General features: G+C 43.4%; 11 protein-coding genes. 9 read left to right on the top strand and 2 right to left on the bottom strand.

All coding sequences use genetic code 11. The features are described from left to right. Positions 1-263: 263 nt before the first annotated feature. On the bottom strand, positions 264-860 hold the full coding sequence (locus TQ33_RS08355; RefSeq protein WP_046561649.1) for a class I SAM-dependent methyltransferase: 597 nt from the start codon (positions 858-860) through the stop codon (positions 264-266). Between the two features lie 124 nt (positions 861-984). Here TQ33_RS08355 and rlmM point away from each other — a divergent pair, with 124 nt between their 5' ends. From rlmM to TQ33_RS08315, 8 genes are all read left to right on the top strand, one after another. Further along, positions 985-2061: a 23S rRNA (cytidine(2498)-2'-O)-methyltransferase RlmM gene (gene rlmM, locus TQ33_RS08350; protein ID WP_046561648.1), complete on the top strand. Its 1077-nt coding sequence runs from the start codon at positions 985-987 to the stop codon at positions 2059-2061. Positions 2062-2074: 13 nt separating this feature from the next. After that, the gene (gene queF, locus TQ33_RS08345; RefSeq protein WP_046561647.1) at positions 2075-2896 is read left to right on the top strand and encodes an NADPH-dependent 7-cyano-7-deazaguanine reductase QueF; all 822 of its coding nucleotides are present in this window, start codon (positions 2075-2077) and stop codon (positions 2894-2896) included. 276 nt (positions 2897-3172) lie between these two features. Further along, the gene (locus TQ33_RS08340; RefSeq protein WP_046561646.1) at positions 3173-4693 is read left to right on the top strand and encodes a peptide MFS transporter; all 1521 of its coding nucleotides are present in this window, start codon (positions 3173-3175) and stop codon (positions 4691-4693) included. A gap of 178 nt (positions 4694-4871) precedes the next feature. Then, positions 4872-5498, top strand: coding sequence for an alpha-ketoglutarate-dependent dioxygenase AlkB family protein (locus TQ33_RS08335; RefSeq protein WP_046561645.1), 627 nt, complete (start codon positions 4872-4874; stop codon positions 5496-5498). 26 nt (positions 5499-5524) lie between these two features. After that, positions 5525-6508: a YhdH/YhfP family quinone oxidoreductase gene (locus tag TQ33_RS08330; RefSeq protein WP_046561644.1), complete on the top strand. Its 984-nt coding sequence runs from the start codon at positions 5525-5527 to the stop codon at positions 6506-6508. Positions 6509-6576: 68 nt separating this feature from the next. Then, positions 6577-9252 (top strand): PD-(D/E)XK nuclease family protein, encoded by a 2676-nt coding sequence (locus TQ33_RS08325; RefSeq protein ID WP_046561643.1) that lies wholly within the window; start codon positions 6577-6579, stop codon positions 9250-9252. After that, positions 9245-12628 carry a UvrD-helicase domain-containing protein gene (locus tag TQ33_RS08320; RefSeq protein ID WP_052735258.1) on the top strand — a complete coding sequence of 1128 codons (3384 nt, stop codon included), beginning with the start codon at positions 9245-9247 and terminating at the stop codon, positions 12626-12628. The genes TQ33_RS08325 and TQ33_RS08320 overlap by 8 nt, the downstream gene beginning before the upstream one ends. 6 nt (positions 12629-12634) lie before the next feature. Then, a complete protein-coding gene (locus TQ33_RS08315) occupies positions 12635-13174 on the top strand; it encodes a GNAT family N-acetyltransferase (protein ID WP_046561642.1) in 540 nt (179 codons plus the stop codon). A gap of 80 nt (positions 13175-13254) precedes the next feature. Here the strand turns inward: TQ33_RS08315 and TQ33_RS08310 are convergent, their stop codons facing one another. Further along, entirely contained in the window at positions 13255-15105 is a 1851-nt protein-coding gene (locus tag TQ33_RS08310; RefSeq protein ID WP_046561641.1) for a DUF885 domain-containing protein, read from the bottom strand. 98 nt (positions 15106-15203) lie between these two features. Between TQ33_RS08310 and TQ33_RS08305 the strand changes: the two genes are divergently transcribed. Then, positions 15204-15761 carry a DUF4442 domain-containing protein gene (locus TQ33_RS08305; RefSeq protein WP_228640097.1) on the top strand — a complete coding sequence of 186 codons (558 nt, stop codon included), beginning with the start codon at positions 15204-15206 and terminating at the stop codon, positions 15759-15761. The last annotated feature ends 174 nt before the right edge of the window (positions 15762-15935 follow it).

Below are 15935 nucleotides of genomic sequence, written 5' to 3'. Positions count from 1 at the left end.
CTTAATTTATAAGGCTTTGAGCTGTGCAAAGGGTTTTAGATGACCATATTATGCTTTGGTTAACAAGTTAAGTGATTGATTAATATAGAAAAAACTAAAAGATGGTCAAAAAGTGAACGATTTGTTAAAGAGCACCTTATTTTATGGGCTTTGAGCAAGTTTCAGCAATTTTTCCCCAAAGTTATCCACAGGAAATGTGTAAACTTTTTGACGCTAAGATGACAATATGACAGCTGTACATTAAATAGACGGCTATATGACCGTTACTCTTCTTTTACGGCGCTCGCAACCGTGTAGGCTGGCCCTTGTTTATGCTTCTTATAATTGCCAAAAACTTCTTTAAAAGCTCTTTTCATAAAATCACGCAAACCTGTGATAGTGACTACATAGAAACGCCCCCCAGGTGCTAAGCGCTCATAAGCATCGTGCAAGAAAATGTAAAGTAACTCGTTACCCACTTTGGCGGGTATGTTCGAAACGATGACATTAAAGTGTCTTTCGTGAACTTCGCTGAAACCATTGCTTAAACGAGCGCTGGCATGAGGTGTGTTATTTTTCTTAGCATTTTTGTTGGCATAGTCTACGGCGACATAGTCTTTATCGACCATAATGACTTCACCCTGCGGCGCCATCTTAGCCATGGTTAAACCAAGTACACCATAACCACATCCAAGATCGAGGCACTTATCGCTGGAGTTAACATCAAGATATTTGATCAACATGACCGAACCAACATCAATGGCTCTAGGAGAGAAAATGCCCCAAGTCGTATTAAAGGTCATCGGGAAGCCACTTAAAGTATCCTCAACCGTTAAGTCTTGTTTGAGATCTGCAATGTCTGATTTGTTGTAATGGGCCATATTGGTCGTTGTGGTTGGCTAATCAAAGTGTCGCTATTTTAGCACCAGCAGGGGTAAAACCCTAATCATAGGCTGTGACTCTATGTTAGAATCTGCCCATCTCAGTACCACTCTATGTTGATTTATGCAGCAAGCTCCTTTTATTTTTTTCTGTCGCCCGGGTTTTGAATCAGATTGTGCGGCTGAAGTGCAGGCTATAGCTACGGCTCATGACCTTGCTGGTTACGCTAACGCGCAGCCAGAGACAGGATATGTGCGATATTACATGTTTGATCAGTCGAGTGCTGAAGAGTTTTTTGGCTTGCTGGATTTGGTTGATATTATTTTTGCGCGACAATGGTTTTGGGCTAAAGCAGAGCTCGAAGACATGCCGCTTGATGATCGAATTTCACCAATTATTGATATCTGCTCTGAACTGTCTAGTGCGAAAAATGTGTTGGTCGAGCACCTTGATAGCGGTGATGGGCGTGAATTATCCAAGTTTTGTAAGAAGTTTTCGACACCTTTGACCATATCCCTGGAAAAGCAGAACCTGATACAGGAAGAAGGTGAGTTTCGGCTGCATGTTTTGTTTTTAGCCAATGATCACTGCCTTATCGGCTTATCACCGCTAGAGTGTTCAAGCCCACATAAAGGCGGGATTCTGCGTTTGAAAGCGCCAAAAGATGCTCCCAGCCGTTCGACTCTAAAGCTGGATGAAGGAATTCAGGTGCTGATTTCTCGTAAACAACAAAAAGATGCATTCCGTTTAGGAAACACGGGGGTGGATTTAGGGGCAGCTCCAGGGGGATGGACTTATCAATTGGTCGAGCGAGGACTACAAGTTTCAGCGATTGATAACGGCCCCATGGACAAAAAACTGATGGCAACAGAGCATGTGGAGCACTTTAAAGAAAATGCTTTCACTTGGCTGCCAAAGAAGCCAGTTAACGTATTAGTTTGCGACATGGTAGAGAAGCCATCGCTTGTGGCGAACTTGATGGCAGAGTGGCTTGAAGGCAGTCACACACAGCATGCCATCTTCAATTTAAAACTTCCTATGAAAAAGCGCTTCCAGGAAGTGGCTGACTGTATTGGTTTGATTTGTGAACGATTAGAAGATGCGGACTTAGATTATTTCTGGCAAGCAAAGCACCTCTATCATGATCGTGAAGAAGTGACCGTATATTTTAGGCTTAAGACCAGAGTGACGCCAAACTAGGAAAGGTACTGATATGAACCATGATGACATTCCCTTAGGAAAAGATGTTGGCTACCCGGAGCAATATGACCCGAGTCTACTGTTTCCTGTAGCGCGTCAGTTAAAGCGTGATGAATTAGGATTAAAGGGTAGTTTGCCATTTCATGGAAGCGACTTTTGGAATGCTTATGAAATGTCATGGCTCAACGCCAAGGGAAAACCTCAGGTGGCTATCGGTGTTTTTGAATTTGCCCACGACACCGTCAACATCATCGAATCTAAATCCTTTAAACTGTACTTAAATTCCTATAACCAAACCCGCTTTGAGCATTGGGAAGCTGTGCTGGAGAGTTTGCAGCATGACTTATCAAAAGCGGCGGAAGGAACGGTATCAGTACAGCTGTTCACCTTAGAGCAGTATCGACAACAGGTTGCTATTACTGAGCCAGAGTCAGTGCTTATTGATGAGATTGATGTAGAGGTTTCCAATTATGACTATCAGCCGAGTGCTTTAATGGCGCAAGGAGAGGTCGTTCAAGAAAGCCTACAGAGTGATTTATTAAAAAGTAACTGTTTGATTACCTCACAACCAGACTGGGCTACCGTGTTGATTGACTATCGAGGTCCAAAGATTGATCGCGAGTCATTACTTAAGTACTTGATATCTTTTAGAAACCATAATGAATTTCATGAACAGTGTGTTGAACGTATCTTCGTTGACCTTATGAAGTATTGCCAACCGCAAGAGCTCACGGTTTACGCCCGATATACGCGCCGTGGAGGACTGGATATTAATCCATTTAGGACAAATACTACCGCGCACAAAGCTCAGAATATCAGGCTGGTTCGCCAATAAATAAAGGGCTCTTAAGTAAAAAGGTTAGTAACTTTTAGCCCTTGGCAAGCCCGAAAAAGGACTGGACGAATCAAAGTCATTATATAACAATGTGTTGTCTTATTTGGGCCAAGTGTGTTGCTAACAAATAAATTATTAAGAAAATCAGCGACCTATCTAATAATTATTTCGACAAAGATCGAGACTCACAGTTAGGTAATCGCACTAAATCACTATGATCTATGACTCTACTGCAGAGTGAAACCGATAGATTTTGAGCAATTAAAGGGTATATCAATGACAGAAGAAACAAAAGACAAGTCCTTTTTTGGGCATCCCAAAGGTCTTCAGACCTTGTTTATGACCGAAATGTGGGAGCGCATGAGTTATTACGGCATGCGTGGTATTTTGGTTTTATTTATGACGGCTATGCTGCAAGAAGGTGGTTTAGGGCTTACTACAGTGACTGCCACTGCTATCTACGGCTTATATACCAGCTCGGTATATTTCATGGGATTACCTGGAGGCTGGATTGCTGACCGATTGATCGGCGGGAAAAAAGCCATTTGGTACGGTGGTATCGTTATTATGTGTGGCCACATCGTGTTGGCTATTCCTAATGAAAGCTCATTTTTTGTCGGCTTGATTCTTGTAGCTTTGGGTACAGGTCTATTGAAGCCGAATATTACGGCGGTTGTTGGCCAACTTTATGGCAGTGAAGATGAGCGTCGTGATGCTGGTTACGCGATTTACTATATGGGTATCAACATCGGTTCCTTAATCGGTTACTTTGTATGTGGATATCTGATGGAAAGTGCGGGTTGGCATTATGCGTTCGGTGCTGCCGCTGTTGGTATGGGCTTAGGCTTAACTCAGTTCTACCTCACTCACAGAAACTTACCAGAAGTTAGCGACAAACCATCGGTTCACATTTCAGCCAGCGGTCGTAAGAAAAGCTGGTCAATTATCGGTATTTTCTTAATTGCTTTAGCGGTTGTTACTGCTTTAACGTTAGCCGGAACCATCTCGATAGACGCGGTGAGCCTTGCTGAAAAAACAGCTATCGCCTTGAGTATACTTTTTGTTGTTTACTTTGGATTTATTTACTTCTTCGGGAAATTAGATCCAACTGAAAAGAAGGGGATGTGGGCGCTATTACTCATCTGTATCGCTTCTGCATGTTTCTGGTCAGGTTTTGAGCAAGCGGGTTCTTCTTTAAATCTATTCGCTCGAGATTACACTGACAGAATGATCAGCACTTTTGAGATCCCAACCGCTTGGTTCCAGAGTGTAAACTCCTTCTTCATTATCGTATTGACACCTTTCTTTGCTGCTTTTTGGGTTAAGTTAGGTAAGAGAATGGTAACGCCGGGATATGGCCTTAAAACTGCTTTCGGTTTGATCATCATGGGTAGCGGTTTTATCGTTATGGTGTTCGCGGCACACATCGCTGCTGGTGGTGGTAAATCTGCGGCATTCTTCTTGATTCTTACTTACTTCTTGCACACGGTGGGTGAGCTTTGCTTAAGCCCTATCGCGTTAAGTGCTGTGAGTAAATTGTCACCTCGTCGTTACATGGGTCAGATGATGGGTCTATTCATCTTTACTTACTCTATCGGCAGTATTATTGCGGGCTTATTGGCTGGTGGCTTCGATCCTGACAATGTTTCTGAAATGCCTAGCCTATTCCAGTTTATTGCGACCTTCAGTATCGGTGTCGGTGCAGTTGTTCTGTTAATCGGTTTGTTTAGCAGAAAGTGGGAGCAAGAAGTGGTTGAAAGAAAAGAAGTGTTAGAAGAGGTTCGGGATGAAAAGTAATTAAATTACTGATTATCCTGTTACTTTGAGTGACATGACAAAAGGCCAGCCCTAATACGGTTGGCCTTTTTTATTCTAGCAATAATGTTAATTTCCAACACAAAATCGCTTAACATCTGATAACCTACTTCTAGGTTAGTTTTGCCACTACAGGCTTATCAAGTGAGATAAGAATTTTATGCAACAAATGGGGCTAGGATTTGAGCAGAAGGATGAAATTTTAGTATTGGACTCTGATCAGTCTAACGCTTCTGTGCAGTACTACCCTAATTTTATTATAGAGCCTGAAGCCTCTAATTTGTTGAGTGAGTTATTGAGTGGCGTGGAATGGCAAGCGGAATCTTTATGGATTGCAGGGAAGGAAAGGCTGGTACCACGCCGTGTGGCTTGGTACGGCGATCCCGATGCGCAATATCGTTACTCGGGTAAGCTACATCAGCCACTGCCTTGGATTGAGCCTCTGAAACGGTTGAAAGCAATGTTGCAATCAGAGCTTAATACTTCTTTTAATAGCGTGCTGTGTAACTTATACCGAGATGGCAAAGACAGTATGGGCTGGCATGCTGACGATGAGAAAGAGTTGGGCCATGAGCCTGTTATAGCCTCGGTGAGTTTAGGCCAAGCGCGAGCGTTTCATCTCAAACACAAGACGAATCCTAAATTGAGACACAAAATGACGCTCACTTCTGGTAGTCTATTGGTCATGCAGGGAACAACGCAGCAGTATTGGTTGCACCAAGTTCCCAAAGAACCAAACATTACAGAGCCGAGAATTAACTTAACTTTCAGAAACATCAAAGTTTAAGTGATCACTGAATAAAAGGAGTCTATGTGTCTTTTTTAGCCTGCCGAGTATTTAAAGATCCAGACGTGCGCCATCAATTATTAGATATTGAGATTGATGATCTAAGCGCTGGCGACACTATCATCAAAGTTGATTATTCGAGTATCAATTATAAAGATGCTCTTGCCGCTAGTGGACGAGGGGCAATCATGAAGTCGTTCCCTTTAAATGCGGGTATTGATCTTGCCGGAACGGTTGTTGAGTCATCCAATGCACAACTTAGCCAAGGTGATAGGGTGATTGTGAATGGCTGTGGCTTAGGCGAGAGTTTCGATGGAGGCTTATCGCAATATGCGCGGGTAGATAGTGAGTTTGTGATGAAGCAGCCCCAAGCTTATTCTGGCCGAGAGTCTATGATAATTGGCACTGCTGGCTTTACCGCAGCACTGGCGATTCACCGTATGGAAGTGAACGGGCAAACCCCTGACAAAGGTCCAATCGTGGTTACTGGAGCGAGTGGTGGAGTGGGGAGTTTTGCCATAAACCTCTTGAGCAAGAAAGGTTATGACACTGTGGCCGTAACTAGCCAATCTTCAATGCACGATTATTTGAAAAAATTAGGTGCGACTGAAGTCAAAACCTTGAGTGATTTAGCGTTGAGCGATAAACCTCTTGCCAAGGGCTCGTACGGTGGCTTAATCGATAGTATCGGTGGCGAGACTCTAAGTAAGCTTATGGCAAGTATTGATTTATGGGGTAATATTGCTTGTATCGGCTTAGCGCAAAGCCCAAAACTGCAAGCGACCGTTATTCCGCTTATCTTACGAGGTGTCAGTCTGCTCGGGGTCAGTTCAACCAACTGCCCAATGGACTTACGTACACAGCTCTGGAATCAGTTTGGGCAGGATACGCCGTTACCCGACTTCGATAGTATTTTAAGTAAGGAGATAGCTCTTAAAGATGTGTCTCCTTATTTTGACGAATTAATTGATAACAAACATCGCGGGCGATTGATCGTCAACTGCCAATAAAACAATGCTGGCAATAAACAGTGCTTGAAATAAATAGTACAGTCAGAAAACCATTATAAAGGGAAAGCATGGACTTTAGTGTCGTCGACGCAGAACAATCGTTAGTTATTACTGCAAGTCGCCGTCAGGCGCGCTTTATTCGTGAGCAATATGCCACTCAGCAGTTGTCTCAAGGTCATGATGTGTGGCCGAGCCTCAAGGTGATGCCATGGAGCGCATTTTTGAATTACTGTTGGGGGCTGGCACAAGACGCTAGTATATCCTTGCCAGTGAGGCTGAGCTCCAGTCAGAGCCAATACCTTTGGAAGCGGATGGTAACGGCTTCTGATGTGGTCAAGCCGTTGCTAAACGCTAAACAAACCGAGCAGTTAAGTTTTGATGCTTGGCGACTGTGTCAACAGTGGCAAGTTGAGTCGCTAGATGTGATGCCAGGCGATCAGGATCAGGAGGCGTTTCAAGAGTGGTACAGTGCTTTTGAGCAACAGCTGGATTCAAACGGCTGGATCGATATGCAACAACAAGGTAATTATCTCGCCACGATAATCACGTCAATCCAGCAACAGTTACCGGCCACTATTATTACCTATGGTTTTCAGCAGCCTACTCCTCAGCAAACGGCTTTACTGCAATTGCTTGCTCAAGAGAAACAAGTGATTAACTGGTCATTCTCCCGTGAGCGAACAAAAAACAATGTGCAGCTGTATTCAGCGCCGACTCCAAACCATGAGTTGCTGGCAGCGGTTCGGTGGGCGAGAGACATGTTGCTGGAACAGCCCCACAAGAAAATAGCGATTGTGGTACCCGATCTTGAGCAGAAGCGAGCATACATAGAGCGTTTAATATACCGCGAGTTTTACGCAAGGAATCTGGTCAGTGGTAAAGAGATCGCTCAGCCTTTACACGACTTTTCGATTGATGAATCTTTGTTGAAGCAACCATTGATCGCGCTTGTGATGGACTGGGTTGCATTAACCTATAAAAGAGTCACCAAAGCCCAGCTTCAACATCTATTGCTGGCTCCTTATCTATACCAAGAACAAGAATTGCACTGGCAGTCTACTCAGTTCGAGTTACGGATAAGAAAATCGACAAAAGCGTATTATTCAGTGGATGATATTGTAAAGCTCAGCCGTCATCATAAAGTCCAGTTACCATGGTTAGATGTATTGCAAGGTCATCACAAAGAGTTGCAAACCAATGCTGATTATAAGTCTCAGATCAAGGCTCTGCTCTCGTTACTATCAGAGTTACACTGGACAGGCTATCACAGCTTAAGCAGTAGAGAGTACCAGGTTCAGCAAACTTTTATAGAAGCCATCAAGGCGTCACAAAGCATACAAAAAGTTGCCACTGAGGCTTTAGCTTTTTCTCGTGCCATGTCGCTGCTTAAAGAACAGCTAGAACAGCAAAGCTTTCACCAACAGCAACCTAAAGCGCCGCTCCAAATCATGGGTATGCTCGAAGCGATTGGTATTACTTTTGAAGCGGTATGGCTCGTGGGGGCTACTGATCAAGTGTTGCCACAAAAGGCGTCGCCCAATCCTTTTCTCTCAAAAATATTACAGCGGAAATATAACTTACCAGGTTCGTCGCATAGTCGCGAAGTCGAGTATGCGCAGTCACTGATTCATTCACTGCTCGCGAATCAAGAGCTGAACATCAGTTACGCAGAGTTCGAAGGGGAGCAGGAGCAAATGATGAGCCCCTTATTGAAGCAAATGCTTCCTGAGATCCCGCCTCTGAAGCTACCGCTAGATTCTGAGCTCCCAGCTATACTGGAACTTTGGCCAAGAAAGGAGTGTTTGGAATACTATGATGATCATTATGGTGAAGCTTTAGAGGAACACTTCTCCGTAAAAGGAGGCACAGGGTTATTGAGAATGCAGGCAGCGTCGCCTTTTGATGCTTACTTGCGCTATCGACTGGAGTTGCAAGCATTTGAAGAGGATGGTTTGGGTGTGTCTTATATGGACCGAGGAAATTTATTCCATAAAGCGATGCAGCTCATTTGGAGCCGCTTAGAAACACAGAAAGCCTTACTAGGATTATCCGATGAAGGATTGATGGATTTAGTCAATAAGACTACTCAGTTTGTACTAGAAGAAGCATCACGTCACATTTATTTATTACAGAATTCAGCATTCTTTGCGATTGAAGTACAACGTCTGCAAGCTCTAATCCTAGAGTCCTTAGAGTTAGACAAAAGTCGTGAGCCTTTTGCCGTTATCGGCACAGAGGTACCGCGTGAGATTGAGCTTTCGGGGCTAAAGTTTAGTATCGTCATCGACCGTATTGATCAGTTAAGCGACGGCCGTTTATTAATCATAGATTATAAAACGGGCCAGCCAGTGTTATCGTCGTTGTTTCGAGATCCAATTGCTGAGCCACAATTATTACTTTACGCCATTTCAGAAAGCTCACATCAGCATAAAGTTGCTGGTGTTGTGTTTATGCAGGCGCATTTGAAGGCTTGTAAATATATTGGTATCACTGAAGAAGCGAATATGCTGGAAGGTGTTATTGCGCTTAGAGATTATAAGAACAATCCGTACCCAGATGAATTTTCCGAGGCGATACAAACCTGGAAGCAGATGTTAGAGCAGATTGCAGAAGACTTTAAGCAAGGCAATGCTGAACTGACCGAGTACTCGGGTGATTTTGTCGATTACCATGCAGTAAGTCGCTGGTCACAGCGCGATGTTGACTTTAAGTCAGCAGTTCAAACAGGGGGTGGGCATGACTAAGTTAATGTCACCGCCCGATCAGCAGGTTCGCCAACAAGCCATTAATGCAGAGGAATCCTTTATTGTTCAAGCACCAGCCGGGGCGGGCAAGACCAGCCTTCTGACTCAGCGCATACTGAATGTTTTGACAACGGTTGAGCATCCAGAAGAAGTCGTTGCAATGACTTTTACCAGAAAGGCTGCTGCAGAAATGCGCCATCGTTTAGTTGAGTCTTTGTTGATGGCGCAAGGAAGTGAACCCGAGGATGCGCATCAAAAAACAACTTGGCAATTGGCAAAGAAGGTTCTACAACGGGACTCTGAACTTGAGTGGAACCTGTTGCAAAATAGTCACCGACTAAGAGTAACAACCATCGACTCTTTGTCGAGCATGATTGCCAACCAGATGCCTGTGTTAAGTCACTCAGGTGGCTCCTTGTCTATTACCAATTACCCACAAGAATCATACCGCCGAGCAGCAGAGTCTATTTTAAGCTATCTAGATGATGCTGATTACGGCACTCATATTTTAAAATTGTTGGCGCACCTTGATAATCAAGTCGAAAAATTAATTGGCTTATTGGCTCAAATGCTGGGAAAGCGCGACCAATGGCTGCGTCTACTTGGTGCTGGTGAGCTTGATATTGATATCTTGGAAGATGGCATCAATCAAATAGCTCAAATGAGGCTACAAAAGCTTAAAGCGTTTCAGCCAGCAATAGAGGCAAGTGGTTTACTTCGTGGGATACACTTTGCATCAGGTTTTCTCGAGGCGAAACATGAACTGTCAGCGCTTAAGGACATTGATTCCTTGCCTGAATTGGATTATCACAACCTAGAGAAGTGGAAGGCACTTGCTTCGTTCTGCTTAACCGGCAAAGGGAAATTTAGGAAACGCCTTGATAAGGGCGTTGGCTTGCTTGCTGATACCGCCCTTCAAGGTGAGGACAAAAAAGTAGGCAAGGCTCTTAAAGCAGAGTTAAAAGAGCTTTTTTCCGAATGGGCTGAAATTCCTGAGTTCGCAGAAACCTTAAACGATATTGTGTCCTTACCTAAGCCTGTATACAGTCCTGAACAACAGGATATTCTCTATTCGCTACTACATCTTCTCAGATTGGTCTCAGGAGCACTAACAGTAGACTTTCAATCAAATGCCGAAGCTGACTTTATTGAAATTGCATTAGCTGCTGATAGGGCGCTGGGTTTTTTTGATGAGCCATCAGAGTTGGCATTGAAGTTGGATTATCAAATTAAGCACCTGTTGGTCGACGAGTTCCAAGATACGTCTTTTACGCAGTATCAATTATTAAGCAAGCTTATTTCAGGCTGGCAAGTTGGAGATGGTCGTACTCTATTCTTAGTAGGCGATCCTATGCAGTCTATTTACCGTTTTCGTGAAGCGAATGTCGGTTTGTTTATTAAGACTCAGCAAGAGGGCATCAACAACTTCTCTGTTACATCATTACAATTAACTGCGAACTTTCGATCATCGCCATCAATTATTGACTGGGTCAATCGTCGTTTTGAGAAAATTTTTCCTGTAAACGATGACGCCTTGTTAGGTGCTGTGAGTTATAGCAAGGCAGAAGCTATGAAGCCTGATGATGAGCAGCACTTTGTAAACTTCAACGTCAGTTTTGATATGGCTGGGAACAATGAAGCTGAGCAGTTAGCTGAAACCATACAACAAACTATTGTGAAACATCCTGACGAATCTATAGCGGTACTTGTCAGAGGTCGTAATCATGCTCAAGATTTAATGGGGCAACTGAGAGCGTCAGGCATAAGCTATTACGCTAAGGACATGGAGTATTTGTCTCATAAACCTTGTGTAAGCGACATAATGGTTTTGGGTCGCTTGTTACTTCATCCACAAGACGGCATCGCGTGGGTCGCATTATTAAAGTCGCCGTTGATAGGCTTAACATTATCGCAAATCACTCATTTGCATCGTACTTTTGGTCATCATTTTTGGAGGTGGTTAGAAGAGTGTGAGACGCTTCAAGAGCTTGATAGCGACACGACTCTTCGCCTGAGTAATGCTAAAACGGTTATAAGTCCAATACTTGAGGACGCGGGACGAAAGCCTCTAAGCCAGCTTGTCGAAGCTGCTTGGCTTGCTCTTGGTGGACCCAGCGCATTACTGGATGATGCTGAGCGAAAAGATGTTTATGCAGTGTTTGAGCTGTTGATGGAGTTAGAGCAGGTTGAATGGCCTCTCACTTTTGAGCGTATTAATACAGCTGTAACGGAATTGTTCGCTGATCAACAGGCTGACTCTGCTCAAGTTGAAATTATGACCATGCATAAGTCGAAAGGTTTGGAGTTTGACACCGTTATATTGCCATCGTTGCAGCGACAAAAAAGAGCTGATGACCATCAGTTATTACTATGGGAAGAGTTTACCGTTGAGGATCGAGCTGGTTATTTGTTAGCGCCGATTCAGGGCGCAGAGCAAAAAGATCCCATTTATCAGTTAGCCCGTGATATCCAAAGCAAGAAATCTGTGTATGAGGATGCGCGTTTGCTTTATGTGGCGGCAACTCGTGCAAAGAAAAGGTTAGTTTTAAGTTGTGAACTGAAACTTAAGTTTGATGAAGAAAAGTCTGAGTGGTCTTACAGCTCGGTGGATAAGCGATCATTACTGCATTATTTGCTTCCTTATTATGAGAACCTTATTGAGAAACAGTTTAACGAAGTTTCCGCCAATATTAACACTGTTTCTGATGAGCACAGCGAGTTAAGTTTCTATGATGGCTGGTATAGACTTCATAATGACTTTAAAACACCGCATATAGAGAACCAGTTGGAGAGGAGCGGTGATGATCTTATAGAACAAGAAGAGGTGGATTTCGACTGGGCGAGTGACATTGCTCGAGTGGTTGGTTTGGTGGTCCATAAGCAGTTGGAGCTGATAGCTTCGCAAAGACAAAGTTTTGAGGAGCTTGAAGCTAGTGACTACGAAACGATTGAAGTGCAGTTAAAAGAGCTTTTGCATACGGACAACGATGTTACGCAGGCTTTTCAAAAAGCAAAGCAAGCATTATCAAACGTTAAGAACGATGAAAAGGGTCAATGGTTACTGCATAAACATCAAGACTCTCGTTGTGAGTGGGAATTAACTGGAACAGTAGCTGACTCAAGTGGTAGGCCCATGGTCCGAAGCTTTATTATTGACCGCAGCTTTATTGATGAACAAGGTACTCGCTGGATTATCGATTATAAAACAGGTGATCACAAAGGTTCTGATGTAGAGCGTTTTATCAATGCTGAAGTTGAGCGCTACGCGAACCAGTTAAAGCAGTATCAGCATATTGTGGGGAAATTTGAGCAGCGCCCCAGTAGAATGGCATTATACTTTCCCCTATTGAAACAGTTTGTTGAAATTTCTGGGTGATAATTTATGAAGGAAACTATTGATACCGAACGTTTATTGCTGCGTCCGCTGAAAGAATCTGACTTTGACGATTACTGCGAGTATGCGATGGACCCCGAGGTGATGAAGTACATCGCACCGGTTTCAAATAAAAAAGAGGCTCATGATATTTTTCTCAGTCACTTTGGTGAGTGGGGCGGCGAGGAAGGCCGTTGGATGGGAGCTGCGGTTATACTCAAGTCAGAGAATAAACTGATAGGTGATGTCGGCTTTCGATATACCAGTAAACAACATCAGCACATAGAAATTGGTTACAAATTCAATCGTCATTACCATGGTCATGGTTATGGAACTGAAGCGGTTAAAGAGTTGCTAAGAGTCATATTAATGGATTGGCCTTGCCATAAAATTATTGCTTACTGCGAGCCCCGAAACATTCCTTCGTGGAAATTGATGGAGCACTTTGGAATGCGACGTGAGGGATATTTCAAGGAGCATTTTAACTTTGATGGGCGCTGGCAAGATGAAGTTGCTTACGGCTGTTTAACTAAAAATATCAAACTATAAACTATAAAGTATAAGGTTTTAGCAAATAAAAAAAGGAGCCAAGAGGCTCCTTTTTTACGGTAAATGAATAACACTAAGAATTAAGATGCCTGCTTGGAATCGATCCACTCAAGAATTTTAGTTTTTAAGACTGGGATTGGCATAGCGCCATCAATCAAAATTTGAGTGTGGAATTCGCGGATATCAAACTTGTCACCAAGCTTTTCTTCGGCTTCTGCTCGTAAGCGACTGATTTCGCGCTGACCGACTTTATAAGAAACGGCTTGGCCTGGCCATGCAATATAGCGTTCGACTTCTGAAATAACATCAGTATCCGCCATGGATGAGTTCTTCATCATATAATCGATCGCTTTCTGGCGTGACCAACCCTTTGCGTGTAAGCCCGTATCAACCACCAAGCGCATAGCGCGTAGCATTTCATCGCTGAGACGACCGTAATATTGCATTGGGTCGGTAAACATGCCCATTTCTTTGCCGATAGACTCTGCGTACAGTGCCCAACCTTCAGAGAACACGCTTAAGCCACCAAAACGACGGAACATCGGCAAGCCTTCGACTTCTTGTTGTAGTGAGATTTGGAAGTGATGACCTGGGGCTGCTTCGTGGATGGAAAGTGTCTCCATACCAAATTTAGGTTGCCCTTTTAGGTTAAAGGTATTGACGTAGAAAATACCTGGACGAGAACCATCAGGGCTACCCGGCATATAAGATGCCCCAGCTGCAGACTCTGCTCGGAAGGCTTCAACAGCACGAACCTCGTAGTCACTTTTCGGCTGAATATTGAACATCGTAGGCAAAAGCTTATTCACTTTTTTTTGTAAATCACGATAACCCTGTAACAGGTCTTCTTCGTTGTCATAGTAGAACTCAGGATTTGACTGTACGTAAGCGAACCATTCATCAAGCGTTCCTTCGAAGCCTTCTTGCTTCATAACCTCACGCATTTCTTCGTGGATACGAGTCACTTCATTAAGACCAAACTGATGGATTTCGTCTGCGGTTAGGTCTGTCGTGGTGTAGGTTTTAAGCTGGTAGTTATACCAATCTTCACCATTTGGTTGCTCGCTCAGGCCAAAGCTATCGCGTGCATGTTCCATATAGTCGTCCTTGATGTAATCATGAAGACGTTGGTAGCTCGGTACTAGCTTTTCAACGATGGCTTTGGTGTAAGCTTCAGTCAGACGATTCTTATCTTCTTCAGAAAAGCTATCTGGCATAGACTCGATCGGTTTGTAGAAGATACTCTTCGTTGGGTCCTCAACAACGTGTGCTTTGATTTGTGGTAGCACTTTTTTCATCAATGCTTTAGGTTGTACTACGTTTTGCTCAATGCCTTGATTTAAGTTGATGATAATTTGATCGAGCACGACCACGCCATCATCAACCCGCCCAAGCCAATTGTCGTAATCTTCAACTGTTTCGAATGGTTGTACGCTTTGTCCTGAGCCAAGCTGAGCGAAAAATCCTGCTAAATTATTCGATTGATTGAGAGGAATTAAGTGGCCGGGAAATTTTTCACCCTCTAAAGCCATTTCAGATTGATAGATGAAGACGTCGTAACTGAGACGATCTTGTCCTTTTAATAAATCACGATCGATTTGCTTTATTTTATCTAACCATTTAACGGTAAAGTCGTGACTTTTTTGACGAAGTTCTTCTGATAAAAAATTTGGAAGCTGATCGTTATAGCGTCTATCACCGATCATGGTCGCCTGGATAGGATTGAACTTGAGGCTTTCCTGGAAGTTTTCGGTAAATAGCTGATTAAGCTTTTCTGAGGCTTCTTCAGCGGTCATAGCATCACTTGCTTCCGCAGGGGCATCAACCTGCTGAGCGGGTTGTTTTCCTTCTTCTTTAGACGCAGCTTTATCATCGGAGCAGGCCGTTAATGCTAAAGCCACGCTAAGAGAAATTAAGGTTATTTTATTCATTGTGAGTCCTAATATTGTTGTGATGTAAAAACATTACCACAAAAGTTTGCCTTTATACGGTTCTGAAATATCTTTTTACACATAATTCGGTTTATGCCATGATTGTCTGGTCGAACCAGTTTTGTGGTTTAAATATTACTGAAAAACACTGCCGAGGTCATGACATGAGTAAGGACAATCGCCTAGCCCGCTTGGTTAAGAAAATTGAAAGCTATCCGACTTTCCTCAGAAAGCCATTGTTAAATTTTGCGTTGAGGAAAACTGTGAAGCTCGTGGGTACAGCGAAAGTAGAAGTACTTCAACTAACTAAAACGCATTCAGAGTTCCGCCTCCAGAATCGAAAAAAAGTTCAAAACCATATCGGCACCATTCATGCGGCTGGCATGGCTTTAATTGCTGAAACAGCCACCGGTATGGTGGTTGGTATGAATGTACCAGATGACAAAGTGCCTGTGATCAAAACCCTTAAAGTCGACTTTCTAAAACGAGCAAATGGAGATTTAGTGGCTAAGGCGCACCTTACTGAAGCGCAGATTCAGGACATACTTACCTTAGAGAAAGGAGAGGTTGAAGTGGCCGTTACGGTTACTGATGTTGAAGGGAAGGAGCCGATAGAGTGTCAAATGATATGGGCCTGGACCCCTAAACGACGTTAAAGCTCCTTATCGTTGTGCTTAGTTTGTTAAATTGAAATTTTTCGTCGTCATTTACTTTTAGTAAACTCCGTCCTTAAAATTTCAATTTGCCGCCTAAGTACTTAGCTAACGAGCTTTAATCCTAAGGTTGTGGGTAAAAAGGTATGCTAAGTCAGCTCTTAGTTTCCCTTGAAA

It is taken from the genome of Kangiella geojedonensis (genome assembly GCF_000981765.1).
Taxonomy (GTDB): domain Bacteria; phylum Pseudomonadota; class Gammaproteobacteria; order Enterobacterales; family Kangiellaceae; genus Kangiella; species Kangiella geojedonensis.
This window is presented reverse-complemented; position numbering and strand designations above follow the sequence as displayed.

Coding starts and splice junctions, on each gene's coding strand:
- TQ33_RS08355 (WP_046561649.1), bottom strand. CDS start 860: ATGGCCCATTACAACAAATCAGACATTGCAGATCTCAAACAAGACTTA.
- rlmM (WP_046561648.1), top strand. CDS start 985: ATGCAGCAAGCTCCTTTTATTTTTTTCTGTCGCCCGGGTTTTGAATCA.
- queF (WP_046561647.1), top strand. CDS start 2,075: ATGAACCATGATGACATTCCCTTAGGAAAAGATGTTGGCTACCCGGAG.
- TQ33_RS08340 (WP_046561646.1), top strand. CDS start 3,173: ATGACAGAAGAAACAAAAGACAAGTCCTTTTTTGGGCATCCCAAAGGT.
- TQ33_RS08335 (WP_046561645.1), top strand. CDS start 4,872: ATGCAACAAATGGGGCTAGGATTTGAGCAGAAGGATGAAATTTTAGTA.
- TQ33_RS08325 (WP_046561643.1), top strand. CDS start 6,577: ATGGACTTTAGTGTCGTCGACGCAGAACAATCGTTAGTTATTACTGCA.
- TQ33_RS08320 (WP_052735258.1), top strand. CDS start 9,245: ATGACTAAGTTAATGTCACCGCCCGATCAGCAGGTTCGCCAACAAGCC.
- TQ33_RS08315 (WP_046561642.1), top strand. CDS start 12,635: ATGAAGGAAACTATTGATACCGAACGTTTATTGCTGCGTCCGCTGAAA.
- TQ33_RS08310 (WP_046561641.1), bottom strand. CDS start 15,105: ATGAATAAAATAACCTTAATTTCTCTTAGCGTGGCTTTAGCATTAACG.
- TQ33_RS08305 (WP_228640097.1), top strand. CDS start 15,204: ATGATTGTCTGGTCGAACCAGTTTTGTGGTTTAAATATTACTGAAAAA.